The sequence below is a fragment of the Neobacillus sp. SAB-20_R2A genome (genome assembly GCF_049568635.1).
Lineage (GTDB): Bacteria > Bacillota > Bacilli > Bacillales > Cytobacillaceae > Neobacillus > Neobacillus citreus.
On the sequence record NZ_CP145895.1, the window covers coordinates 2,312,838 to 2,335,227 of the forward strand.

A 22,390-nucleotide genomic window follows, 5' to 3' on the forward strand; every position below is an offset into this window, starting at 1 on the left:
AAGCACGCTGGATTCAGCGTGCTTATTCGTTCGTATGATAGTACATTGGCGTCATTTTCTAAATGGCCACCAATTGGCTTCTCCAAAGGTTCGCACCATAACTGGTACAAACAGCGGAAGAACCACTAGGGCGTATAAGGCAAGACCAATTAATAGAATCGTAGCAATTTCTAGTAATGATAAAACACCGGAAGGCATCATCGCTGCGAACGTTCCGCCTAAGATGACAGCTGCTGAAACGATGACTGTCCCCATCTTCTTCATTGATTCAAGAATGGCTTTTTCAACAGGTAAATCACGATACTCGTTAAAGCGATCCATTAAGAAAATACTGTAGTCGATTCCAAGAGCAACGAGAATAACAAAGGCAAAGAATGGTACAGCCCAGCTGATGCCTGTGTATCCTAGCCAGTTTACAAAAATATATTCAGAGATTGACATTGATGTATAGTAGGTTAAGACCAAAGAGCCGATTAGGTAAATTGGCATTATCAATGAACGGAGCAGGAGGATTAGGATGATTCCGATTCCTGCAAGCATTAAAATAACAGTTCTGGAATAGTCGCCTTTGGAAATGGTATCCAAATCATGGTGCATGCTCGAAACACCGCCAATAGCAACCTTTGCATTTTCAAGCTTGGTGTCTTTAACTGCACGTTTTACAGCATCTTTTATGACTGGTATTCTGTTTATCGCCTCATTAGAGTATGGATTCTTATTAAAGACAACATCAATCGTCATGACCTTACGGTCTTTTGACATATAGGCATTCAGCACTTTCGAAAAATCATTGCTGTCCAAAACATCCTGAGGGATATAAAAACCATTTTGCTGCTGCTTGGATACATCGGCCAAATAATCTTGGGCACTTACCAGCCCATTTGAGACTTGGTTTAATCCATCGGCACTTTGATTTAACCCGTCAGAAAGCTGGTTAATTTGGCTGCCGATATTTTCAAACCCGGAAAGCAATTCCTGCTGGCCATTATTGATGCCATCCAGACCGCCTGTAAACTTCGGCATGTTTGCGACGATTTGTCCCTGGCCGTCTTCCATTTGATATAAACCAGACTCAAGTGCCGTAATTCCCGGAAGGAGCTGTTCCATACCTCTGATTAATTGTTCTTGTCCGGAAATCAGTTTCGCAAATTCGCTATTGGCCGTATTAAGACCGTTTTGTGCTTCTTTGAGGCCTGCGTTAAGTTGATTCAAGCCTGCAGCTAGCTGCTGTGCTGCCGCATAGGCCCCAGGAGCCTCCGGCTTACCTGGGATGCCTTCAATTGTCGCCTTAATAGTTTGGTAGTCTTGACTATTCTGGACAGTCGGATAATCTGTTTCCAACTGATTAAAATTAGCTTGCAAATTAAGGCTGCTGCTTAGTAATTCCAACCCAGCGGCCGTTTTTTGATAGTTGATTAATAGGGTACCCAGCCCAGTTTCTGTTTGTTGATAGCCCGCAAGTAATTGTTTGCTTCCATCTAAAGCTCTTTGAGAATTAATTTTGATTTGGGTTAAGCCTTCTTTTATTTGTGTTGAACCTAAAGAACCTTGTTTAAGTCCTGTTTCGATATCTGAAAGGCCGCTTTGAACCTTGGCCAAATTCGTTTTGATTTCTTTCGTGCCAGAGATTAATTGGCTGATTCCAGCTGTTGCCTGCTCCATTTTTGGCTGATTAGCTGCCATCTGGGTGCTTGCTTCAGATAGCCCGCCGCTGATTTGTTTAATCCCGTCATTTCCTTTGCCAAGTCCGTCCTCAAGGCTTGCTACCTGCTTGGAAATATAAAAATCGTCAATTGGTTTGCCGGTCGGGCGGGTGACAGAACGGACGGTTTTGACATCATTAACTTTTTTGAGTTCTTGACTGATTTTTTCGGTAATTGACAAATATTCCGTGGTGTTCATTTTATCGTCATTTTTAATGACAATTTGTGTCGGCATAGATTCACCAGGCCCGAATGAATCCGCAATTATATTAAAACCCTTAATAGATGGATATTCATCGCTGATTTCTTCAAGCGAATTAAATGACAATTGATCCTTATACGTGAATAGGAAAGGTATTGCGATAATGGCAACAAGAATAAAAGCAATCAATGGACGTTTCAGGGCAAAGTTCCCCATTACACCCCATAGCTTACTATCGCTATGCTCAAGCTTGCCTTTTGCCGGCCAAAACAATTTTTTTCCAAGGACTGCCATGAAAAATGGCACTACTGTGATGAGTGCGATTAATAAAATCGCTACTCCAACGGCCACAGCAGCGGCGGATTTGTATAGCTGGAAGGTGGATAAACCTATTGAAGCAAATCCGATTAAAACAGCGACACCGCTAAAAAAGACCGTTTTTCCAGCTGTTTTGTATGTTTTAACGATGGCCTCTGTTACATTTTCACCCGCAGACAATTCCTCTTTAAAGCGGCTTAAGAGCAGGATGCAATAATCCGTTCCAATCCCGAAGAGGACGGCAACCAAGAAAATCTGTGTAAAGGTTGATAATGGAAAGTTCAATTTATCTACTAAAATAGCAACAATGGATTGAGCTGTTAGATAGCTAAATCCTACCGTTATCAAAGGAATAATAGGGGCCACTACTGATCTGAAGACAAGCAGCAACACGGCTAAAATGAAAACTACCGTTATGCCTTCGGTTTTTTTCAGTCCTTCCTGAGAGTTTGTGACGAGGTCCTCGCCAATCACCCAGCCGCCTGTATAGTAATGAGCAAGTTTGACATCATCAATCGCTTTATTTAATTCTTTGACAATTTCCTTTGCTTCCCTATTATTCGAAGTCACTTTAATGGAAACTAGGATTGTTTTGCCGTCCTTTGAAACCAGCTGGTCCTTCAGTTCCTCTTGAGTGAAATGGGTGAGGATTTCAGTGATTCCTAGCGTCTCCTTATTTCTTTCTAGTTCTTTGACAGCTTTTTCAGCATCAGCGAAGTCGTCCTTCGTTAATTTTTTTTCACTATGGAAGACAAGCGCCGTTTGCAGGGAATTACCCTTATTTTCACTTGATTGAACATCCTTGAGAATTTTTTCGGCAAGGGTGGAGGGGTAGCCTTCTGGAACGGAAATTTGTCCTTTCTCTCGAACGAGATTTTCCATATTTGGCGCAGCCATAAAAAGCGCAGCAATGACTGCAATCCAAGCGATTAAGATAAACCATTTCCCCTTAATGATGGCTCTCACTTGCTATTCCCCCAGTTCTTCCTGTTTCTTGTTGTCTAAAATTTGTGCTAATTTTTCATACGTGTAAATAAAAGTTGTGATTTCGGTTTCATCGAACTGGGTAATGATAGATTCAACTAATTGATGGACCTTTTCCTGGGCACTTTGAAACAGTTCGACGCCTTCTTTTGTTAGTGTTAAATAAACCACTCTGCGATCTTTTTCGTCTCTAGTTCTTTGTATCAAGCCTCTATCAGTCATTCGATTGATGATAGCTGTTATTGCACTTTTATTGACCTGAAAAACTTCGGCCAATTCCGTTGAGGTACATTCTCCTGTCTGGTGGATATATCTTAAGATGTAGTGCTGGTCATTGGTCAATTCGTTTCCAAGTTGATTTTTAATTAAGGCTTCTGCTTTTTTATGTACCTGAAAGGAAATGTTTACATAGCGGTCAATTAAATCCTGGATTGTGTTGTTATCCATTTTGCCTTCACCCCATTACTTTTTGAAAAAATAGTTAACATATTGAACTATTCACCTGTTAAACTATATAACAAAGTAAATATTGTGTCAATTAGGAACAAACAGCAAAAAAAGACCCTGATTGTATAATAATCAAGGCCATTGCTCCATATGCTTTTGTAATTTTTTCTTATTCTTGATTCTTTTGATTAGATATATACCGGCTATCAATGCCAGCACATTTAATGAATCGCCAAAGTTAATTGTTAGACTGAATTGGTTATTCACCTTAATATCATTTTTATTGTTTGTTGTACTAGGACTACTTTTAATTTCCAGTTCTTTCCTTACCACTAGCATGCCCCCTAAAATCTATCATTTCTCTATTAATCATATTCGGGTAGGGGGAAATAATGCTAGATTTTAAAAAAGCGGTTTATGAAACAAATTGAGGAATCATCCTTCATTTTTTTCTTTATCAACGGCATTTTTAAAAATACGTTTCAGGGCTTCATTTTGCATTCTCATGTATTCAAGCAATGCTTCTTTTTCTTCCTCATCGAGCACGAGTTCATCCTTTTTTTCCTTTTCCATGCAAATCACCCCAATTTAGCTATTAATAGCATTTTAACTGATTCGGTACGTCGATTAAAGTAGTATTAAAAATTAAAAAAAGGCAATAATGGTTGATGTTGAGAAAAATATTCTTATGAAGGAATTGACTTTTAGCTAAGGGAAATATATAATTTTTTCAAAAATATAACTAGAAACAATGACGGGGATTAGTAAAATGAAAAGGTCTTACCAAGAGAGGAAACCATTGGTGTGAGGTTTCTTAAGACGGTCATTTGAACCTGCCTCCCGAGTTCTGTATCGGATGGATTGAAGATACATGCGGATCAAATCCGTTATCATGCAAAGAGTTTAAAGCATTTGCTTTATGAATTTAGGGTGGTACCGCCAGGCCTTGGTCCCTTTTTTAGGATCAAGGCCTTTTTATATGCAAAAAGCTAAATGCGTCTAAAACAGGCGCTGGAGCGGGAAATATTTTTCAGAAAATGATGAGGTGTCAAAATGGCTAAGGAATTTGTAAAAGATATTACTGCGATGGATGAGGACTTCGCGCAGTGGTATACAGATGTTGTTACTAAAGCAGATTTAATCGATTATTCAAGCGTCCGCGGTTCGATGATTATCCGCCCATATGGGTTTGCATTGTGGGATAATATCAAAAATGAAGTAGACCGTCGGATTAAGGAAACAGGGCATGAAAATGTTTATATGCCATTATTTATCCCTGAAAGTCTACTGCAAAAAGAAAAGGACCACGTAGAGGGTTTTGCTCCTGAAGTTGCATGGGTTACCCATGGCGGATCTGAAGAGTTGGCAGAAAGATTAGTTGTCCGCCCAACTTCTGAGGTTCTGTTCTGTGAGCATTATAAAAATATTATTCACTCCTATCGTGATTTACCAAAGCTTTATAATCAATGGGCAAACGTCGTCCGCTGGGAGAAAACAACCCGTCCATTCTTACGGACATTAGAATTCTTGTGGCAGGAAGGCCATACTGCCCATGCAACCGATGAAGATGCGATGGAAGAAACCATCAAAATGCTGAATGTGTATGCTGATGTACTTGAGAACACTCTAGCGATTCCTGTTGTAAAAGGGGAAAAAACGGAAAAGGAAAAATTCGCTGGGGCAAAACATACCTTTACGGTTGAAAGTTTAATGCATGATGGTAAAGCATTGCAATCCGGTACTTCCCACCACTTTGGCACTGGCTTTGCTGAAGCATTTGGGATTCAGTACACTGATAAGGACGGAAAGCTTCAATATGTCCATCAAACATCATGGGGCTTTACAACCCGTGTAATCGGCGCCTTAATCATGGTGCACGGCGACGACCGCGGTCTTGTGATTCCGCCAAAGGCAGCACCAACTCAAGTCATGATTGTGCCAATCGCACAGCATAAAGAGGGCGTACTGGACTTTGCATATGACTTGAAAAATTCCCTTGGCAAAGTGGCTCGTGTCGATATCGATGCCAGCGACAAAAAGCCAGGCTGGAAGTTCAATGAGTACGAAATGAAAGGTATTCCTGTCCGTTTGGAAGTTGGTCCAAAGGATATCGAAAACAAGCAGGTAGTTTTGGTGCGCCGGGACACTTTGGAAAAAATCGTCGTTTCAATGGATCAACTAGAAGAGAAGCTTGTAGCGCTGCTTGAGGAGATTCAGTCGAACCTGTACAACAAAGCGTTAAAGCATCGTGAAGAAAGAACATCGGTTGCGACTACACTTGCTGAATTAAAGGAATCTTTAGAAGCAAAGCCAGGATTTATCAAAGCAATGTGGTGCGGAGAGTTAGCCTGCGAGGAAAAAATCAAAGAAGATACCGGCGCTACGTCACGTTGTATCCCATTTGAACAAGAAAAAGTATCAGATAAATGCGTTTGCTGCGGAAAAGATGCAGATCAGATGGTTTACTGGGCAAAAGCATATTAAAAAATACCTTTTTGGGGGGCTCTTTCAAGACGGAAGAGCCCATTTTTAGGAGGTGCACAAAATGAAACCTATCTTAATAGATTTCCCAGAAGAATTTTACACAGAAAGATTAGTTATTCGTAAGCCGATGCCGGGTGACGGAAAAGTGGTTTATGAGGCAATGCAGGCTTCCTTGACCGAACTGAAGCCGTGGATGCCTTGGGCCCACCGCGATCAAACGCCAGAAGAGGTAGAGGCCAACATGCGTGAAGCGCATGCGAAGTTTCTCACTAGAGAAGATCTAAGATTGCATATATTTCATAAAGAAACCGGTGAGTTTATTGCATCTTCCGGATTGCATAGGATCAACTGGGATGTTCCCAAATTTGAAATTGGCTACTGGATTGATACACGGCATAGCGGAAAGGGTTACATAACGGAAGCGGTTGAGGGTATTACCAATTTTGCTTTTCAAGAATTGAACGCCAAGCGGGTAGAAATCCGCTGCGATTCCAAAAACGTGAAAAGCCGGGCCATTCCCGAACGTCTGGGATTTGACCTGGAAGGCATTTTAAAAAATGATAGTATTTCTGTTGTTGGAAATGAATCAAGAGATACATGTGTTTTTGCCAAAATAAAATAAAGTATTAAAAAAACTCGACCAAAAGTCGAGTTTTTAAATTAGCTAGGGACGTAACTAAATAATATTTTGTAATTGCCAAATATTCACGAATATATGATTTTGGGACAGCGATCAACGGTGTTTCCGCTGGAAGCCCTTGTACCTTAAGGTTGGCGTCAGCGGCAAGTGACAAGGCACGATAGAGATGAAAGTCATTCGTTACTACAACACCATCTTTAGCAGATGTCGGAATGAGCTTTTTGGAAAAACGAATATTTTCATATGTATCAGTTGATTTACCTTCTAAAACAATCCGAGATTCGTTAATCCCAAGTTTCTGTAGTTCTCTTTTTATACATTCAGCTTCAGATATATCCTCTCCGGGACCTTGCCCTCCTGAAGCAATGGCTATTGTGCTCGGGTTTTTCTTTAAATATACCGCAGCTGCATCTATTCCGCTAGCTAATGTTAACGATGGTTCGGTGCCTTTGACTCTAGCGCCAAGAACAATTAGGTAATCCGCATTTTTAGCAGGAACTACACCATAATTTAAGGATATCTTATATTGTAAAAAGGCTGCATAAATGATCCCCGCCGCAAATATTACCCAAAACAATAAAACTGTCTTTTTTCGAATCCTTTTCATTGATTTCGCACCTCAACAATTTACCAATCCTTTTTATTTTACATTATAAATGAATTGACTGGAAAATTTTGCGACTAAAGTCATAGTCCGAATTATTCAAAAATAATAATATGTGATTTACATCACTTTGTCTCAGTGATTTCTATCATATAATTCACTACGGATATATATTTCACTGCATTTATAGTGGAAACACAAAGAGGAGTGACAATAATGTTAGACCAAAAAACAATCGAGATTATTAAATCAACAGTTCCAGTTTTAGAACAACACGGTGAAAAAATTACGACACGCTTTTATCAGCTTATGTTTGGGAACCATCCTGAATTATTGAACATTTTCAATCACGCCAACCAAAAACAGGGAAGACAACAAAAAGCTCTTGCCGGAACGGTTTATGCTGCGGCAATGTATATTGACAATCTTGAAGCCATTATTCCTGTGGTCAAACAAATTGCCCACAAGCATAGAAGCCTCGGCATCAAACCCGAGCATTATCCGATTGTCGGAAAACATTTGCTGCTTGCAATCAAGGATGTTTTAGGAGATGCAGCAACTGATGAAATCATCGATGCCTGGGCTCAAGCCTATGAAGTAATCGCAGGTGCCTTCATCGGTGTGGAAGCAGAAATGTATGGTCAAGCAGCTAATCAAACAGGCGGCTGGGACGGTTTTCGCAACTTTATCGTTGACCGCAAAGTGATCGAAAGTGATGTCATTACATCCTTCTATTTAAAGCCTGAAGACCAAAAAGAGATTGCCGGCTTTGAACCAGGTCAATATATTAGTATTTTACTAGAGATTAAAGGGGAAAAGTTTACCCATATCCGTCAATACAGCCTTTCAGATGCTCCAGGAAAACATTACTATCGTATCAGCGTGAAACGCGAGGCAGGTACTCCAAATCCGGATGGAGTCGTATCTAATTACCTTCATGATGAAGTAAAAGAAGGAGACATTTTAAAGGTAAGTGCGCCAGCAGGGGATTTTGTGTTAAATACTGAAAAAACGAATCCGGTCGTATTACTTAGCGGCGGTGTAGGTTTAACGCCAATGATGAGCATGTTAAAAACAGTGGTAGAACTTCAGCCGGAAAGAAAGGTTACCTTCGTCCATGCGGCAGCAAATGGTAATGTCCATGCGCTTAGGGAAGAAGTTGAAGAACTTGCACAGCTTGACAATGTAAATAGCTGCATTTTTTATGATTCCCCAACAGAAGATGATCGCCAAAACAATCGTTTCGATGTTGAAGGCTATGTGACACGTGAATGGCTGCAAGAGAATGTAGCAATTGAAGATGCTGAATTCTATTTCTGCGGACCGGTTCCATTCATGAAGGCCATTAATGGCTCTTTAAAAGGACTTGGGGTAACTGAAGAGAGAATCCACTTTGAATTCTTTGGACCAATGGGAAGTTTAGAAAATAACGAAAAGGATACAGCCATTGCCGAACGGTCTGAGGAGTTAGTTACAGTTTAATAAACAAAAACCCGGATTTCCAAGAATGGAATTCGGGTTTTATTTTTAGCTAATAGGAAAGTATAAATTCAACTACGCCTCTGTCTTCGTCCTATCGGACTCGCCAATCGGCGAGTTTTCATTTATTCGCATACCCAGGAAAGACCTGTCGTCCCGACCCCAGTATGAACTCCTGCAACGGTTATCAACATCATAATCTCAGTTTTTAAATTTGGGAAGGTTTCGTTAAGTAATTTCTCCAGTTCTGATGCCTTTTTTGAATCGTTTGCGTGAAGAATAGCCGCTTTTTGGACCTTTTTTGTTTCCAAATCTTCTTTTAATGTCTTTATTAGCCAAGCAAAGGCTTTTTTATCGGAACGGACTTTGTCTTTAATTTTTGCCGTACCTTCCTCGATGGCTAATATCGGCTTGATATTTAGAAGAGATGCTAGTATTTTTTGTCCGCCTGAGACGCGGCCGCTTTTGTGCAGCTGATCGAGATTAGAAGGGACTAAAAATAGTCGCGTATGGTCACGCAAAGCATTTAGCCGATTTACAACTTCTTCAATCTCGAGTCCTTGTTCAACAAGCTCAATCCCTCTTTTAACAATAAAGGAAAGTGGATATGATCCTGTAAGAGAATCAATAGCGTAAAGTTTAAAGCCAGCCATATTAGCGGCTAAAACGGAAGTTTGATAGGTACCGGTTAGAACACTTGATGCATGGACAGCAATCCCGAAATCATATTCCTCTTTCAACTTCTCATAGAGCTCTACGAAATCATTGATGGACGGCTGGGAAGATTGGAATTTCCCATCCTCATTTTTCATTCGCTCGTAAAATTCCTCTTGAGTAATATCAATCGTTTCCTTATAAAATTCGTCGTTAATTACAACATGCAGCGGGATAACATGTATGTCATTCTTCTCAATAAATTCCTTAGAGAGAGAAGATGTTGTATCGGTAATCCATGCAATCTTTGCCTTGTTCATAAGTCCTCTTCCTTCCGCGTAATTCAATAGATGTAATAGCTTACATTTCAAAATAGCAAATCATGTAGTTTTCATAACTACATAAAAGATACTAGAATCGTATTGTAGAGTCAATAAATATTTTAAGTTTTCGCTTAAAATTCATATTCTCAAATTTGCTTCCCAAACAATTAGTGTTTAAATTAAAGATAGAAGAAGGGCAGAAAGGATGAATATATGAGTAAGAATTCAATTCGGACGATAACGGGCGTGGCAGTTCTCCTTTGTCTCCTCTGGCTTGGTGGACTTGGTTGGGCAGTTGGGGAGTATTATGCAGGTACATCGGGAAATATCTCTAAGCCATCCGTTTCGGAGCAGAAAGTTGACCAGAAAAAGGGATTAACCGTAGTGGCTCTTGGGGATTCCTTAACACGAGGAACTGGTGATGAGACGGGTAAAGGCTATGTAGGTGTCCTAGTAGACGAAATCAAGGAAAAAACCAAAAAGTCTGTCCAACTGACCAACCTCGGCATTAATGGCCAAAGATCGGACCAGCTTCGCAACCAGGTTCAGGAGGAGGAGGTCGGAAGACAAATCCAAAAAGCAGATGTTGTGCTAGTGACAATCGGCGGTAACGATTTGTTTCGAGGCGGACAGGGGTTAATGGATTTTCAAGCGGAGGATATAACCGCCATTGAGAAAAAATATCTGGATAATTTGAATTTTATTTTCACAGAAATACGCAAATACAATCAAACTGCCAATGTGTTCTTTGTTGGTTTGTACAATCCTTTCATTGAATTAAATCAAGGAAAAGAAATGTCAAAAGTTGTTCGGAAATGGAATTACGATAGCGCTGAAATTAGTGCCTTATTCCCTAAAATCGTATTTGTTCCGACGTTCGATTTATTTGAATTGAAGGTAAATGATTATTTATATTCGGATAAGTTCCATCCGAATCAAAAAGGGTATCGGTTAATAGCTGAACGAGTTGCTGCATTGATGACATGGTAAGGAGTTAAACCGATGGAGAAAAAAATAACATTGTCCGTTAAGGATTTGAAAAAAGTAATCGGGCGTAAAGAGATTATCAGGGGATTGAGCTTTGACTTGCGGGAAGGAGAAGTATTTGGCTTCCTCGGACCAAATGGCGCAGGCAAAACAACGACAATCCGTATGCTAGTCGGTCTAATCAAACCGACCTCCGGAACTATTCACATTTGTGGTTTTAACATTAGAGAGCATTTTCAAAAGGCCATGGAAAATTTGGGCTGTATTGTCGAAAATCCAGAATTATACCCATATTTGTCGGGTTATAATAACCTGCTTCATTTTGCTCGCATGCTTGATGGGATCGGCGAAGAACGCATTAAGGAAGTGACGGAGCTTGTTGGCTTGACCGAAAGAATTCATGATAAAGTAAAAACTTACTCACTTGGTATGCGGCAGCGCCTGGGAATTGCCCAAGCACTATTAGGAAATCCGAAGGTGCTGATTCTGGATGAGCCTACTAACGGACTAGATCCCGCCGGAATTCGTGAAATGCGGGAATTTATCCGCTTCTTGGCCGAACAGGAAGGATTGAGTGTCCTTGTCTCGAGCCATTTATTAAGTGAAATTCAGTTATTGTGTGACCGGGTTGCCATTATTTCAAAGGGTGCCATCATACGCATAGATACAGTTGAAAAGTTGTTATCAAATCGTGAAAGAGTCGTCTGGCGGCTTGCGCCGATTGACAAAGGAAAACAAGTATTAGCAGCTTTGACAGCAATAGAAGAAAAAGAAGACGGCACCATTTTAACAGAGTTTGACGAACAAAGAACGCCTGAGTGGAATAAACAGCTTGTTGAAGCTGGGGTTTCGGTAATTGAATTCCATCGAAAGCTTCCTGTGCTCGAAGATTTGTTCCTTGAGCTTACTGGGGGTGAGACAATTGCATAAATTGATTCAAAATGAAATGCTCAAGCTGATAGCCAAGAAACGATTAATCGTTATTGCCATCATCATTGGCGTTCTTGTCATGTTGTTTACTTATGCTCAATATAAGCAGATTGAAACACAGCGGGAGAAATTGGGCACCAGTGATTGGCGGACCATCCTTCAGCAGCAGATTGTCGACACCACCAATCGTTTATCGAGCAGCCGGATTTCAGACGAATGGAAAAAACAGCTGCAAATCTCGCTTCAGCAGCAGCAGTATTACCTTGAACATGATATCAATCCCTCAGAACCCGGGGCACCTACTTTTATGCGGATTTTTCTGGAAAATTCGATTGACCTGTTTATTCCTTTAATGGTGATGGTTATAGCGAGTGACTTGGTTTCCTCTGAGCATAGTCTTGGCACTGTCAAACTGCTCTTAACCCGGCCCGTCAAAAGATGGAAAATCCTCTTAAGCAAATACATAACACTATGCCTTGCCGTTTCATTAATTATCGCCATTGCCGGAATTCTCTCATATGGTATTTCCGGACTTGTTTTCGGATATAAAGGGTGGGGCGCACCGATCCTGACTGGATTCAGCGTTACCGATACCGGGTTAAATACATCTGAAGTAAGGCTGTTAAGTCTGTGGAAGTTTTTATTAATGGATTTTGGACTTGTTTGGTTCGTAGCTATCGTCGTTGGCACCTTGTCATTTATGTTATCGGTTTTAATCCGCAGTACCGCGGCAGGGATGGGGGTTATGCTGGCAGCCTTAATTTCCGGGGCGATTTTAAATAATATGGTTTCTTCATGGAAATCAGCCAAATTCTTTTTTATGGTGAATTTAAGACTGACAGACTATATGAAGGGCAACGCACCGCCAATTGAAGGTATGACGCTGTCGTTTTCATTACTCACCCTCTTAGTGTGGTGGGCGGCAGCATTAATGGTATCGTTTATGGTCTTTACCAAGAGGGATGTTTACTAAATTAAAATTTGATAGAAATTTTTAAATTTTATAAAATAAAAGGTGTAAACGAAGAAAATGGGGGAATCAATATGTCATTTGTCGTCAAAAAAATTGATCATGTTCAACTAGCTGCTCCAAAAGGCTGTAAAGACGAAGCGAGAAAATTCTTTGGAGATATTTTAGGGTTAGCCGAGGTGGAGAAACCGGAGGAATTAAAGAAACGCGGCGGCGTTTGGTTTGAGTTTGGTACGTTCCAAATTCATATTGGAGTAGAAGAGCCCTTTAGCCCTGCTAAAAAAGCCCATCCCGCCCTTGTTGTGGAAAACATCGATGCCTTAAAAGAGCATCTAAATAATAACAATATACCTTTTACTACAGACGACAATCTCCCTGGTGCAAACCGAATCCACCTGCATGATCCATTCGGAAACCGCCTTGAGTTATTGGAATGGATATAGAAAACAGCCCGCTGTCACAAGCGGGCTGTTTTCTATATCGGATGAGACTGCCTTTCTAATCAATCGAGGCAGGTAAGTTGGCTGCGTCCTCTAATCATAAGGTTATTGTTTTGCAGTGATTTTGACAGGGTCGCGGTCGATTCTAAAGTGCTGCTTTAGGATTAATGCAGGTCCGCCAAGATTGAACAAATATCGTGCTTCAATCACCTGTTTCATGAAGGCGCCAAATAATCCGGAAAGGCGGAAGCGACCAACTAAGCCAACTGCGGCAAAATTGCCAATGGAAGCAACTGTCCCTTTATGATGATATTCAAACACCTTCAATTCATTGCCGCGGAGTGTAGACACAATGTTCTGTGCACAAACAGGTGCTTGCTGGAGGGCAACCTGCGCAGTAGGGGGTAAAGAGCTTCTTTCATCCTTCATGAATAGTGAGCAATCCCCAATGCTGAAGACGTTCGTCATATTTTTTACCCTAAGGTACGAATCAACAGGAATCTTTCCTTTTTCCAGCGGCAATCCAAATTTTTCGACAATGGAATTTGCCTTTACGCCACAGGACCATATTATGGTTCGAGCAGGAATTTCCAAATCGGTTTCTAACATTATTTTTTCCGGAGTGCATTCCAATATTTTCTTCGAAGTAATTAATTCAACATTAAATTTCTCTAATGTTTCGGTTGCATACTTTATTGATTGTTTTGGAAAGAAGGGAATAACAGATTGAGCCGCTTCCACGGCAATAATTTTTACTTTTTCAAATGGAATATTGTGTTGCCTGCAAAGATTAGGCAGTCCCTCAGCTAATTCTCCTAGCATCTCAATCCCGGTAAATCCCCCGCCAGCAACCACAAAGGTTAACCGAGAAGGGTCTTGATCCTCTTTATAAAGGTTCAACTGCTTTGTGATATGATGATAAATTGCTTTTGAGCTTCTAAAGCTGCGGATTGCCAAGGCATTTTCTTTAATGCCTGGAATCCCAAATGTTTCTACTTCAAAGCCTAATGCCGACACTAAATAGTCGTATTCTATGGTATCCCCGCCATCTAGGTGAACTAACTGGTTTTGGATATCGACAGTGGATACTGCACCTTTAATAAATCGGGTTTTGCTAGCGTCAACTAAATCCGGAATGGAAATGGCAAATTGCCGATCTGCCGCCGTACCAACGCCAATTTTGTGGAGCTGGGTGGTTATGTAATGATAATCGTGTTTATTAATAAGGGTTACGTCTGCTTCCCCGTCTTTTAACAACTTCTCCAGTCGTTTGCTTGTAATAATGCCCCCGTATCCAGCACCGAGAATCACAATTTTTTTCTTTGTCATATGTCATCAGCTCCCAGTAAAACGCCTAATTTGTGAAATATTTCACATGAAATTTTTAAAAAATAAGCAAACATGCTTTATTATTTTTAGTATGTGAAAATATTCACAAGTGATTCATGTATATAGATTACGATATTTTGTAAGAGAGTACAAGTTAATAATCACTAAAATTTTGTCAAAATGGTAAATTTTTTTTCGTAAATTGGGCATTATAAATTCGTGCCAAATTCCATTTATTGGTTTCGAAACAATATAAAAGATTTTGAAAGGAGATTTTTATGAAAAGTAAAATAGCTTGTTTATTATTGGGACTGTTCTTGGCGGTACCTGGCCTTGGGAAGGCGAATATGGTGCCTGACACTACTGGGAAACAGCTTGAAAAACCATGTGACTGCGAATCAGAAGAGACTAAGCATGAACATGGGATGCATCGTGACTGGCAGGCTAAAATGGCAGAACGGCAGAAGCAGCTTTTATCATCGGTAGAGAAGTATACTCCAGATAAGAAAAAAGAATGGGAGGCTGTTCTAAAGGAGAGAAATGCTCTTCGCACCAAATGGATGGGTCCGGAAAATGCCGGAAAACGGGAGCAATGGAAGAAAGAGAAAATGCAAAAAATGACTGAGCTTAAGAAACAATTAGATGAAGGGAAAATTACTAAAGAAGAATTTATCAAAAAGGTTCATGGTGAAAAAGATATGATGAAATGGAAAACATTTCATGACCTTAGTCTTGCGGTAGAGAAGAACGATTCGAAAAAGGCAGCAGAAACCCTTAATCAATTATTATTACAATTTAAGGAACATAATGCGAAGCTCAAAGAAAAACTCGGTGAATAAAAAAATCTTAAAGAAAAAGCCAATTATTTGTAGTTGGCTTTTTCTATTGAGTGTTTATACAATATAAAAATTACATTATTAAAAGACTGTCAAAGGGGAATTTTAAAAGGGAGACATGAAAGGGAGGTATGGGTATGGATCGAAAAAAATTAATGATGACAACTGTAGCATTAGGTGCTGCGTATTTAATGCGGAATGACAAGTCCCGTAAAAAACTCATGAATCAACTTCAGGGACTGGCAAAATCAAGAAGATAATGACTAGTAAAAAGGGCTGCCTCAACACGGGTCAAGCCCTTGTGTTTTGAGACAGCCTTGTTCTTAGGATTATTTTGTAATGTCGACTTTTTTCGCCTCTTTAATGTCTTCATGTATTTCCGCCTTAATATCTTCAGCAATTCCGCTGGTGGCATTTTTAAATTCACGGATGGACTTACCAAAGGCACGGCCAATTTCCGGCAGTTTATTTGGACCAAAAATAACTAACGCAACAATTAAGATCAAAATTAATCCGGGTACTCCAATGTTGGAAAACATTCCTTCATCTCCTAGCGATGATTATTTGTTCAGATATATTATACAGATTTATCCGCCATTTTTCTAGGACTGTCTATTCCAAGGCTACCGATGTATTTTCATGTCCATCATAGAAATCTTTTATGGCTTTATCAACATAAACCCAGCCTTTCCAGCCTATATGAATAGTATCCTTCATAAAGTAGGGGTCGTATTCATGATTGGAGAAATCGGCAACCCGAAAGTCGTTCGCCTCAATTTGCTTCTTAATACGATCGTAGTACGCGGATCGACCCTCTTGAGGGAAATCAGTATAGTCATACCATTTACCATTGACCGGAACAGATATAAATAATGGTTCTGCCCCTGAATCCTTTAAAAGATCAAGAACAAGTTCAAAATCATCGTATTCAGGTGATTCGCCATAAGAAGCACCTGTTTTTGAGTTTTTTAATGAAGGCAATAATTTTCGAATTTTATCATACTGATAGTTACTGATATAAAAGGCATTATTCGTTGCTCTTTTCTCACCATATCGGTCTGCCTGTTCCGCTAATTCAGTCCATGATTTATTTTTAACCGATGGACTAATGTCCCGTTTGCTTGAAAACCCACCCGCTAACGTATAATAAAGGTCTTTCTTCTCCAATAACTCCCGATAGGTGAACGCAATCGGACGCACCAGATAACTTTCTCGTTTAATCCACGGATCTTTTGTCAATTCCGCCCGGTACATTGTAGAAAGAATCGGATCGTTTTGTACAGGCGAGAACTGTAAAAGACGTTTCATTGCCTTTTTCTTAAGGTTTGGATTGATATTTCTGTTAAAGGCTAAATCATATCCCTGTAAAGAGGAATAGTTTGGAACAAAATGGGTTTCGTCTGTACCTTTAGGCTGAAACCATTGTGGCGATAGAACAAAAACTAACTTCTTGCCTTTCAGCTGCTGGGCATGTTCTGAAAAATTAAGAAAATGGATTAATGATTCCATTCCTCCCCGGCCAACAAGAAAAGGGGTAAAATCTGCCCCGGTTTCTTGAAAATAATTATTTGGGTGGAAACGGTCCAGCCTTGCAAGCTCAGAAGACCCATAAATAGGTAAATAACGAGGATCTTCAAGCATCTTATCTTGAATATACTTACCTTGAAACATAAATGGGTTTAATTCTGTTGCAGCTTGTGCTACCCTGTTTTTGGGAATCATATTGATAATCCAATTATTGGGTATCCCAATGATCATAACCAATCCAAGAAAGGCTATGAGGATGGGAGAAAATAAGGCTTTTTTCATTTTAAATCAGCCAGCTGAATGGCAATTTGATTCGGTGTATTCCATGTTTCACGATCAAATTCTGTAATCGGAACAGTAATACCGAAACGTTCCTCGGCTTGAACAAGCAGTTCGACTGTTCCGAATGAATCTAATAAACCGGCATCAAATAAATCAATATCCGGATTTTCCTTCACAATATCGTCCTGACAAATTTCTGCTAACAAAGAAATCACTTCATTTTTGAATTCCATCTTAATCAAGCTCCTTTATGAAATAATTGTCCAGAGAAAATATAAAAACCAAAGCAAATGAAATGGAAGGTAATCACAATTGAGATGGCATTTGTCCATTTATTTTGCGGCCACCATTTATGCTTTTTATTCAACTGCTCAAATGAATTATAGGCTACCATTAATACAGCGTGGTAAATCCCATAAATGATATATTGCATCTCAAGGCCGTGCCAGACTCCCATTAATAAAAACAGCAGAATGTAGCCAAGGTTTGAGAGCAGGTTTCTGTTTTTTGTCCATTTCTTCTTAGTCATCCAAAAGACAAATCTCATATAGACATAGTCCCTAAACCAAAAAGAAAGGCTCATATGCCAGCGGTTCCAGAAATCTTTTATATTACGGCTGATAAATGGCTTATTAAAGTTTTCCGGCGATTTAATCCCCATAATATAGCTGACACCAACTGCAAACGCGCTATAACCGGCAAAATCAAAAAATAGGTAAAGGCTGTAAGCATACATATAATAAAGATGATTCTCAAGATGACTGTGAGCAATAAATCTTAGATTGGCTATAAAATAGTGATTAATAGAGTAGCCGATAATGTATTTATATAGGAAACCACGAAAAATTTTATTGATTCCTTCATAAAGTAACAATTTATATTGTTCCCCTGGCATTTCAACAGCCATATCCTTTTCAAATCGACGATAGCGGTCAATCGGGCCGGATGAAATAGTCGGGAAAAACAAGATAAAATAGAGCAGGCGGGAAAGGGGAGGGTTTTTCTTGATCAGTCCATCCCTTGTTTCCATTACTAATTGTGTGCCCTTAAACGTTAAATAGGAAATACCTAGAAAACCGATGAAATTAACATCCGAAAAATAGGGCAGCAGCTTGTAAAGAACAAGCGGTAAAATCGATAGGATCACGGCCCCGTAAAAGACGCCATTGCTATTGCTCTTTTTTCGGTACGAAATATATGACTGTATTAATACTACCTGCCAAACGGTAAATAGACTTAAGGCCGCAGCCTGCTTAAGGGATGAAGCAAAGATTAACCCTAGCGCAATAACCGTTATAACCATATTGTAAGTGTGAAATCTTTTTCCCATAAGTCCCAGAACAGCAGTTGGCGCTAAAAGTACAGCAAGGATGATAAAAAATGTAAAAGAACCATATGGTGTCATTGCAACACCAATTCCTTAAATTTTTTGCGATCCATTTTTCCGTTTGCCGTCATCGGCAGTTCTTCAAAATAGGAGAACTTTCTCGGAATCATATAAACGGGCAATACGTTGCTGAGTTCTTTTTTGATCGCATTCGTCAACTGAAATTCCTTTTCAAACTCATGAGCAGTAGGAATGATGGCTGCCAGTAAATACTCTATTTTGTCATTTTGGTAAATAGGCACTACCGCTGCAGATTTAACATATTTGGAATTGGCAATATGATGTTCAATCTCCTCCAATTCCATCCGGTAGCCGTGCAGTTTGATTTGAAAATCGATTCTGCCTTTGTAGAAAATCAAACCTTTTTCGTCGATAAAAGCGGCGTCACCTGTTCGATAGGCCTGTTTATCATCGATACGAAGAAAGGCTTTTTCAGTCAGCTCTTTTTCTCCAAGATAGCCTTTACTTACACTTGGACCGACAATAATCATTTCACCTTTTTCTCCCGGTAGGACGATGGTGCCGTTTTCATCGACAATGAAAATCTGGGTATCTGCTTTAGGTTTTCCGATTGGCAGATTGGGATTCGCTTCAAGCAATTCTGAAGTTACCTCAACGGAAGTGACCGCAACCGTTGCTTCCGTAGGCCCGTAGGTGTTAAAAATCCTGGCTTTAGGGAATCGTTCCATTAACTGCTGACAAATCGTTGTCGGCAAGATCTCACCGCAAAATAAGAATATCCGCAGTTCCGGTAAAAGCTCTTGGTTAAAGGATGGATCCATTAAGCACATTTGCACGAATGATGGTGTCGAGGTCCAGACCTCTGTTTTGGATTTTGCTAATGCTTCAAATAGCAGCTTTGGCTTAGCAATCATCTCTTTTGTAATCGCGAAAATAGTCCCTCCGCTTGCAAGCGCTGGATATAGGTCCATTACGGAAAGATCAAAAGAGTAAGGAGCCTGGTTAAGGAACCGCTGATTTCTTGTGATTGGAAAGTCATTCAACATCCAATCGACAAAGCTTTGCAGGTTATTGGCGGAAATCTGCACACCTTTTGGATTGCCCGTACTGCCCGATGTATAAATAATGTAATAGTTTTCGTCACCGTCAACCCAATTTCCGACATGAATTGGGGCAGTTGTTACCTGTTCAGCCATGATTTTTTCAAAATTAACAGTCGTGACAGGAAGATTGTCAACATTAAGGTCCAGCCCAGTTGTATTGATTACGAATTCCGCATGGGAACGGTTGATGATCGTCATGATTCTTTCGATTGGAATGGAGGTATCAACAGGGATATAGGCTAATCCTGCTTTTACGCAGCCCAAAAAGGAACTAATCATGGAAGCATCCATATGGCCGTAAACAATCACAGGATTTTTTCTTTCGTTCATTTCGTTAAGAAGATATGCTCCTACTTGTTCAGATTGTCTCCATAACTCACCATAAGTGATTTCTTCAGTGGGAGAGATATATGCCAATGTATTTGGATTTGAAATTGCAAAGTTCTGAATGGTTGATAACATTTTCATCTTGGATGCCTCCCGTTAAAAATCGTTATAAATATAAGCACCTGCGCTTGCATCGTTGAAGCCATACATGAAGAATAATAGAAGGAGGATAAGCAAGTAATAAAAAAATCTGCCAAACCATTTTATCTTCTGATTGGCAAAGAAAACTTTTAACCTAGCAAACATTGGTGAATCCTCCAGTATTGTTGTTTTGATGTAGTTAAAATGAACCATTTTTTTAATCTACTAACTAATCATAAATAGCTTTTATTCCCGCCTCAATAAATAAAAACTTAATAAATTATTAAATTTTATTAAGAAACTAAGCGGCAAAAAGACCAATTGGGGCACCAATTGGTCTTTTTAATTAAGAAGGTTTTATAAAATTAGATCCGATTGAACGTAATGGTACAAAAGCTTGGCTGTATTTTCTAGTGACGATTTGTGGGTCCGTTCAAACGCGTGTGATGAATCGATGCCGGGGCCGATTAATCCATGGACAATATCATGTCCTGAACGGATGGCAGCGGAGGCATCTGAGCCATAGTGCGGATAAATATCAAGCTTATATCCGATATTGTTAGCTTCTGCAAGCTGCACCAAATGTTTACGTAAGCCGTAATGATATGGGCCGCTTGAATCCTTCACACAGATCGAAACCGTGTATTCATCGGTTGACTGTCCGTCTCCCATTGCTCCCATATCCACCGCTAAGTATTCAACCGTTTCCGGTGTAATATTGGAGTTGCCGCCATAGCCAATTTCCTCATTATTCGAAATGAGGAAATGCGTTGTGTAAGGTAAAAGGATATTCTCCGTTTTAATTTGTTTAATTAATTGCAGGAGAACAGCCACGCTCGCTTTATCATCCAAGTGGCGAGACTTGATATAACCGCTCGGTGTCACCTCAACGCGCGGGTCAAAAGAAACAAAATCTCCTACTTCAATTCCAAGCGCGCGGACTTCATCTGCTGTATGTACTTTCTCATCAATTCGAATTTCCATATTCTCCTGATTCCGTTCCGCTTTTCCGGCATCTTTGTAAACGTGGACGGATGTTTGATGCATCAGGATGGTCCCAGTGAATTTCTTGCCGCTCGATGTTTCAATTTGGCAGTATTCACCTTCGATCGAGTTGTATTTAAATCCGCCAATCAGGTCAATTTTCAGTCTGCCATTAGATTTTATTTCCTTTACCATGGCACCGAGTGTATCTACATGAGCGGTCAGCATCCTCTGCTGGCTTTTGTCTTTGCCTTCAAGTGTTGCAATAAGGCCGCCTTTACGATTTCTCTTCGTTTCAATCTGCAGTTCAGCAAAGAATTTTTCAACAAAGGTAATCACTTCATTCGTATTTCCGGAAGGGCTTGGAATGGAGACTAACTCTGTCAATAGCTTCATTGTATCTTCCGTGTTTGGATATGCCACAATTACGATCTCCTCTCTATAATAGCGATCTTTTTTATTATACATCTAAATTTCCATGTTAATAAAATGCTTCTGGTTTAGATGCAAAAAAAAAATCTAATACTAACATCGAGTCAAATGGTCGTTTTACTATTGCTAGGGGAGATACATATTGGAATTAATCTATCGCACAATTATTGTTTTTTTAGCAGGATATGTATTTTTAAGGGTGACAGGTAAAAAGGCTGTATCGCAGATGCATACCTTCGATCTTTTGTATATCTTTGTCCTTACAAATATTATTAGTACGCCTATTGAGGTAAATGGACTAGGCAAAGCTTTAACTTATGCAGCAATAACAGTCGTATTATATAAAATTTTAATTCGTCTATCGTTACATAACAAATTAAGATGGATCATTTATGAAAGTCCTACTGTGTTAATTCGCAATGGTGATATAGATCGGACAGGACTGAAAAAGGTGCGTATGCCGATGAATGAATTATTATCGCATTTGAGGGTGCAAGGGTATACGGATACGCAAAATATTGATCTTGCCGTAATGGAGGAAACAGGCAGCATTAGTGTGATACCTAAATCAGAATACCGGCCAATTCAGCCGAAAGATTTAAATTTAAAGGTGAAGAAAGAGTATGTCCCAATACCACTAATTATGGACGGGCAAATTATTTATCATAATCTAAAATATCTTAAACTAGAACAAGGCTGGCTGATGAACGAGGTAAAAAAAACGGGTGAAAAAGTGGAAGACATCATATTAGCCACTTATTTAGAAAATGGGAAGTTATTTATTGATAATGATGTAATAAAGGAACATAAGGGAGATCCTTACTATTACAATCCGGGAGAAGATAATTAAATGATATCATGTGGGGTTAATAAGAGGGGGTCCCAAAGGTATAAAAAAATTTTAAGGACACCCCTT

The 22,390-nt window shown here is 39.7% G+C and carries 24 protein-coding genes and 1 other annotated feature; of the genes, 10 read left to right on the forward strand and 14 right to left on the reverse strand.

Annotation, left to right across the window (positions count from 1 at the left end; genetic code table 11):
- Positions 1–51: 51 nt before the first annotated feature.
- From V5M37_RS11350 to V5M37_RS11365, 4 genes are all read right to left on the reverse strand, one after another.
- Positions 52–3,189: an MMPL family transporter gene (locus V5M37_RS11350; RefSeq protein ID WP_423802011.1), complete on the reverse strand. Its 3,138-nt coding sequence runs from the start codon at positions 3,187–3,189 to the stop codon at positions 52–54.
- Between the two features lie 3 nt (positions 3,190–3,192).
- Entirely contained in the window at positions 3,193–3,654 is a 462-nt protein-coding gene (locus V5M37_RS11355; protein WP_423802012.1) for a MarR family winged helix-turn-helix transcriptional regulator, read from the reverse strand.
- Positions 3,655–3,786: 132 nt separating this feature from the next.
- Positions 3,787–3,987 carry a hypothetical protein gene (locus V5M37_RS11360; RefSeq protein ID WP_423802013.1) on the reverse strand — a complete coding sequence of 67 codons (201 nt, stop codon included), beginning with the start codon at positions 3,985–3,987 and terminating at the stop codon, positions 3,787–3,789.
- Positions 3,988–4,089: 102 nt separating this feature from the next.
- Complete coding sequence (locus tag V5M37_RS11365; RefSeq protein ID WP_423802014.1) at positions 4,090–4,227, reverse strand: hypothetical protein; 138 nt, start codon at positions 4,225–4,227, stop codon at positions 4,090–4,092.
- Between the two features lie 169 nt (positions 4,228–4,396).
- Positions 4,397–4,612: a binding site (T-box leader), on the forward strand.
- Positions 4,613–4,707: 95 nt separating this feature from the next.
- Here V5M37_RS11365 and proS point away from each other — a divergent pair.
- Together proS and V5M37_RS11375 are read left to right on the forward strand one after the other, a co-directional pair.
- On the forward strand, positions 4,708–6,138 hold the full coding sequence (gene proS / locus V5M37_RS11370) for a proline--tRNA ligase (protein ID WP_423802015.1): 1,431 nt from the start codon (positions 4,708–4,710) through the stop codon (positions 6,136–6,138).
- 61 nt (positions 6,139–6,199) lie between these two features.
- Positions 6,200–6,760 (forward strand): GNAT family N-acetyltransferase, encoded by a 561-nt coding sequence (locus V5M37_RS11375; protein ID WP_423802016.1) that lies wholly within the window; start codon positions 6,200–6,202, stop codon positions 6,758–6,760.
- A gap of 4 nt (positions 6,761–6,764) precedes the next feature.
- Here the strand turns inward: V5M37_RS11375 and V5M37_RS11380 are convergent, their stop codons facing one another.
- Positions 6,765–7,376 carry a YdcF family protein gene (locus V5M37_RS11380; RefSeq protein WP_423802611.1) on the reverse strand — a complete coding sequence of 204 codons (612 nt, stop codon included), beginning with the start codon at positions 7,374–7,376 and terminating at the stop codon, positions 6,765–6,767.
- Between the two features lie 222 nt (positions 7,377–7,598).
- Between V5M37_RS11380 and hmpA the strand changes: the two genes are divergently transcribed.
- On the forward strand, positions 7,599–8,864 hold the full coding sequence (hmpA, locus tag V5M37_RS11385; protein WP_423802017.1) for an NO-inducible flavohemoprotein: 1,266 nt from the start codon (positions 7,599–7,601) through the stop codon (positions 8,862–8,864).
- Positions 8,865–8,986: 122 nt separating this feature from the next.
- Here the strand turns inward: hmpA and V5M37_RS11390 are convergent, their stop codons facing one another.
- Complete coding sequence (locus V5M37_RS11390) at positions 8,987–9,835, reverse strand: DegV family protein (RefSeq protein ID WP_423802018.1); 849 nt, start codon at positions 9,833–9,835, stop codon at positions 8,987–8,989.
- Positions 9,836–10,051: 216 nt separating this feature from the next.
- On the opposite strand from V5M37_RS11390, the gene V5M37_RS11395 reads away from it, so the two are divergent.
- The 4 genes from V5M37_RS11395 to V5M37_RS11410 all read left to right on the forward strand — a co-directional run bounded on the left by V5M37_RS11395 (position 10,052) and on the right by V5M37_RS11410 (position 13,168).
- The gene (locus V5M37_RS11395) at positions 10,052–10,828 is read left to right on the forward strand and encodes an SGNH/GDSL hydrolase family protein (RefSeq protein ID WP_423802019.1); all 777 of its coding nucleotides are present in this window, start codon (positions 10,052–10,054) and stop codon (positions 10,826–10,828) included.
- Positions 10,829–10,840: 12 nt separating this feature from the next.
- Entirely contained in the window at positions 10,841–11,755 is a 915-nt protein-coding gene (locus tag V5M37_RS11400) for an ATP-binding cassette domain-containing protein (protein WP_423802020.1), read from the forward strand.
- Positions 11,748–12,728 (forward strand): ABC transporter permease, encoded by a 981-nt coding sequence (locus V5M37_RS11405; RefSeq protein ID WP_423802021.1) that lies wholly within the window; start codon positions 11,748–11,750, stop codon positions 12,726–12,728. The genes V5M37_RS11400 and V5M37_RS11405 overlap by 8 nt, the downstream gene beginning before the upstream one ends.
- Before the next feature lie 71 nt (positions 12,729–12,799).
- On the forward strand, positions 12,800–13,168 hold the full coding sequence (locus V5M37_RS11410; protein WP_423802022.1) for a VOC family protein: 369 nt from the start codon (positions 12,800–12,802) through the stop codon (positions 13,166–13,168).
- Positions 13,169–13,270: 102 nt separating this feature from the next.
- On the opposite strand, the gene V5M37_RS11415 is transcribed toward V5M37_RS11410, so the two are convergent.
- Positions 13,271–14,494 (reverse strand): NAD(P)/FAD-dependent oxidoreductase, encoded by a 1,224-nt coding sequence (locus V5M37_RS11415; RefSeq protein ID WP_423802023.1) that lies wholly within the window; start codon positions 14,492–14,494, stop codon positions 13,271–13,273.
- 278 nt (positions 14,495–14,772) lie between these two features.
- On the opposite strand from V5M37_RS11415, the gene V5M37_RS11420 reads away from it, so the two are divergent.
- Both V5M37_RS11420 and V5M37_RS11425 read left to right on the forward strand, forming a co-directional pair.
- The gene (locus tag V5M37_RS11420) at positions 14,773–15,333 is read left to right on the forward strand and encodes a hypothetical protein (protein ID WP_423802024.1); all 561 of its coding nucleotides are present in this window, start codon (positions 14,773–14,775) and stop codon (positions 15,331–15,333) included.
- 134 nt (positions 15,334–15,467) lie between these two features.
- Positions 15,468–15,590, forward strand: a complete 123-nt coding sequence (locus V5M37_RS11425) for a hypothetical protein (RefSeq protein WP_277398128.1) — start codon at positions 15,468–15,470, stop codon at positions 15,588–15,590.
- A gap of 69 nt (positions 15,591–15,659) precedes the next feature.
- Here the strand turns inward: V5M37_RS11425 and V5M37_RS11430 are convergent, their stop codons facing one another.
- From V5M37_RS11430 to V5M37_RS11460, 7 genes are all read right to left on the reverse strand, one after another.
- On the reverse strand, positions 15,660–15,869 hold the full coding sequence (locus V5M37_RS11430; RefSeq protein WP_213140451.1) for a twin-arginine translocase TatA/TatE family subunit: 210 nt from the start codon (positions 15,867–15,869) through the stop codon (positions 15,660–15,662).
- Between the two features lie 73 nt (positions 15,870–15,942).
- Positions 15,943–17,139, reverse strand: a complete 1,197-nt coding sequence (gene dltD, locus V5M37_RS11435; protein ID WP_423802025.1) for a D-alanyl-lipoteichoic acid biosynthesis protein DltD — start codon at positions 17,137–17,139, stop codon at positions 15,943–15,945.
- Positions 17,136–17,372 (reverse strand): D-alanine--poly(phosphoribitol) ligase subunit DltC, encoded by a 237-nt coding sequence (gene dltC, locus V5M37_RS11440; protein WP_213115992.1) that lies wholly within the window; start codon positions 17,370–17,372, stop codon positions 17,136–17,138. The genes dltD and dltC overlap by 4 nt, the downstream gene beginning before the upstream one ends.
- A 5-nt stretch (positions 17,373–17,377) precedes the next feature.
- On the reverse strand, positions 17,378–18,544 hold the full coding sequence (dltB, locus tag V5M37_RS11445) for a D-alanyl-lipoteichoic acid biosynthesis protein DltB (protein ID WP_423802026.1): 1,167 nt from the start codon (positions 18,542–18,544) through the stop codon (positions 17,378–17,380).
- Positions 18,541–20,058 (reverse strand): D-alanine--poly(phosphoribitol) ligase subunit DltA, encoded by a 1,518-nt coding sequence (gene dltA, locus V5M37_RS11450; RefSeq protein WP_423802027.1) that lies wholly within the window; start codon positions 20,056–20,058, stop codon positions 18,541–18,543. Before dltA ends, dltB begins: the two co-directional genes overlap by 4 nt.
- Positions 20,059–20,073: 15 nt before the next feature.
- Positions 20,074–20,223, reverse strand: a complete 150-nt coding sequence (gene dltX, locus V5M37_RS11455; RefSeq protein ID WP_213140447.1) for a teichoic acid D-Ala incorporation-associated protein DltX — start codon at positions 20,221–20,223, stop codon at positions 20,074–20,076.
- Between the two features lie 192 nt (positions 20,224–20,415).
- Complete coding sequence (locus V5M37_RS11460) at positions 20,416–21,465, reverse strand: M42 family metallopeptidase (protein WP_423802028.1); 1,050 nt, start codon at positions 21,463–21,465, stop codon at positions 20,416–20,418.
- A gap of 151 nt (positions 21,466–21,616) precedes the next feature.
- Here V5M37_RS11460 and V5M37_RS11465 point away from each other — a divergent pair, with 151 nt between their 5' ends.
- The gene (locus V5M37_RS11465; protein WP_423802029.1) at positions 21,617–22,324 is read left to right on the forward strand and encodes a DUF421 domain-containing protein; all 708 of its coding nucleotides are present in this window, start codon (positions 21,617–21,619) and stop codon (positions 22,322–22,324) included.
- Positions 22,325–22,390: the final 66 nt, after the last annotated feature.

Excerpts from the sequence above, each read along its gene's own strand:
- V5M37_RS11395 (WP_423802019.1), top strand. The coding sequence starts at position 10,052 with ATGAGTAAGAATTCAATTCGGACGATAACGGGCGTGGCAGTTCTCCTT.
- V5M37_RS11365 (WP_423802014.1), bottom strand. The coding sequence starts at position 4,227 with ATGGAAAAGGAAAAAAAGGATGAACTCGTGCTCGATGAGGAAGAAAAA.
- hmpA (WP_423802017.1), top strand. The coding sequence starts at position 7,599 with ATGTTAGACCAAAAAACAATCGAGATTATTAAATCAACAGTTCCAGTT.
- V5M37_RS11425 (WP_277398128.1), top strand. The coding sequence starts at position 15,468 with ATGGATCGAAAAAAATTAATGATGACAACTGTAGCATTAGGTGCTGCG.
- V5M37_RS11410 (WP_423802022.1), top strand. The coding sequence starts at position 12,800 with ATGTCATTTGTCGTCAAAAAAATTGATCATGTTCAACTAGCTGCTCCA.
- V5M37_RS11415 (WP_423802023.1), bottom strand. The coding sequence starts at position 14,494 with ATGACAAAGAAAAAAATTGTGATTCTCGGTGCTGGATACGGGGGCATT.
- V5M37_RS11400 (WP_423802020.1), top strand. The coding sequence starts at position 10,841 with ATGGAGAAAAAAATAACATTGTCCGTTAAGGATTTGAAAAAAGTAATC.
- V5M37_RS11355 (WP_423802012.1), bottom strand. The coding sequence starts at position 3,654 with ATGGATAACAACACAATCCAGGATTTAATTGACCGCTATGTAAACATT.
- dltD (WP_423802025.1), bottom strand. The coding sequence starts at position 17,139 with ATGAAAAAAGCCTTATTTTCTCCCATCCTCATAGCCTTTCTTGGATTG.
- dltX (WP_213140447.1), bottom strand. The coding sequence starts at position 20,223 with ATGTTTGCTAGGTTAAAAGTTTTCTTTGCCAATCAGAAGATAAAATGG.
- proS (WP_423802015.1), top strand. The coding sequence starts at position 4,708 with ATGGCTAAGGAATTTGTAAAAGATATTACTGCGATGGATGAGGACTTC.
- dltC (WP_213115992.1), bottom strand. The coding sequence starts at position 17,372 with ATGGAATTCAAAAATGAAGTGATTTCTTTGTTAGCAGAAATTTGTCAG.
- V5M37_RS11430 (WP_213140451.1), bottom strand. The coding sequence starts at position 15,869 with ATGTTTTCCAACATTGGAGTACCCGGATTAATTTTGATCTTAATTGTT.
- dltB (WP_423802026.1), bottom strand. The coding sequence starts at position 18,544 with ATGACACCATATGGTTCTTTTACATTTTTTATCATCCTTGCTGTACTT.
- V5M37_RS11390 (WP_423802018.1), bottom strand. The coding sequence starts at position 9,835 with ATGAACAAGGCAAAGATTGCATGGATTACCGATACAACATCTTCTCTC.
- dltA (WP_423802027.1), bottom strand. The coding sequence starts at position 20,058 with ATGAAAATGTTATCAACCATTCAGAACTTTGCAATTTCAAATCCAAAT.
- V5M37_RS11420 (WP_423802024.1), top strand. The coding sequence starts at position 14,773 with ATGAAAAGTAAAATAGCTTGTTTATTATTGGGACTGTTCTTGGCGGTA.
- V5M37_RS11375 (WP_423802016.1), top strand. The coding sequence starts at position 6,200 with ATGAAACCTATCTTAATAGATTTCCCAGAAGAATTTTACACAGAAAGA.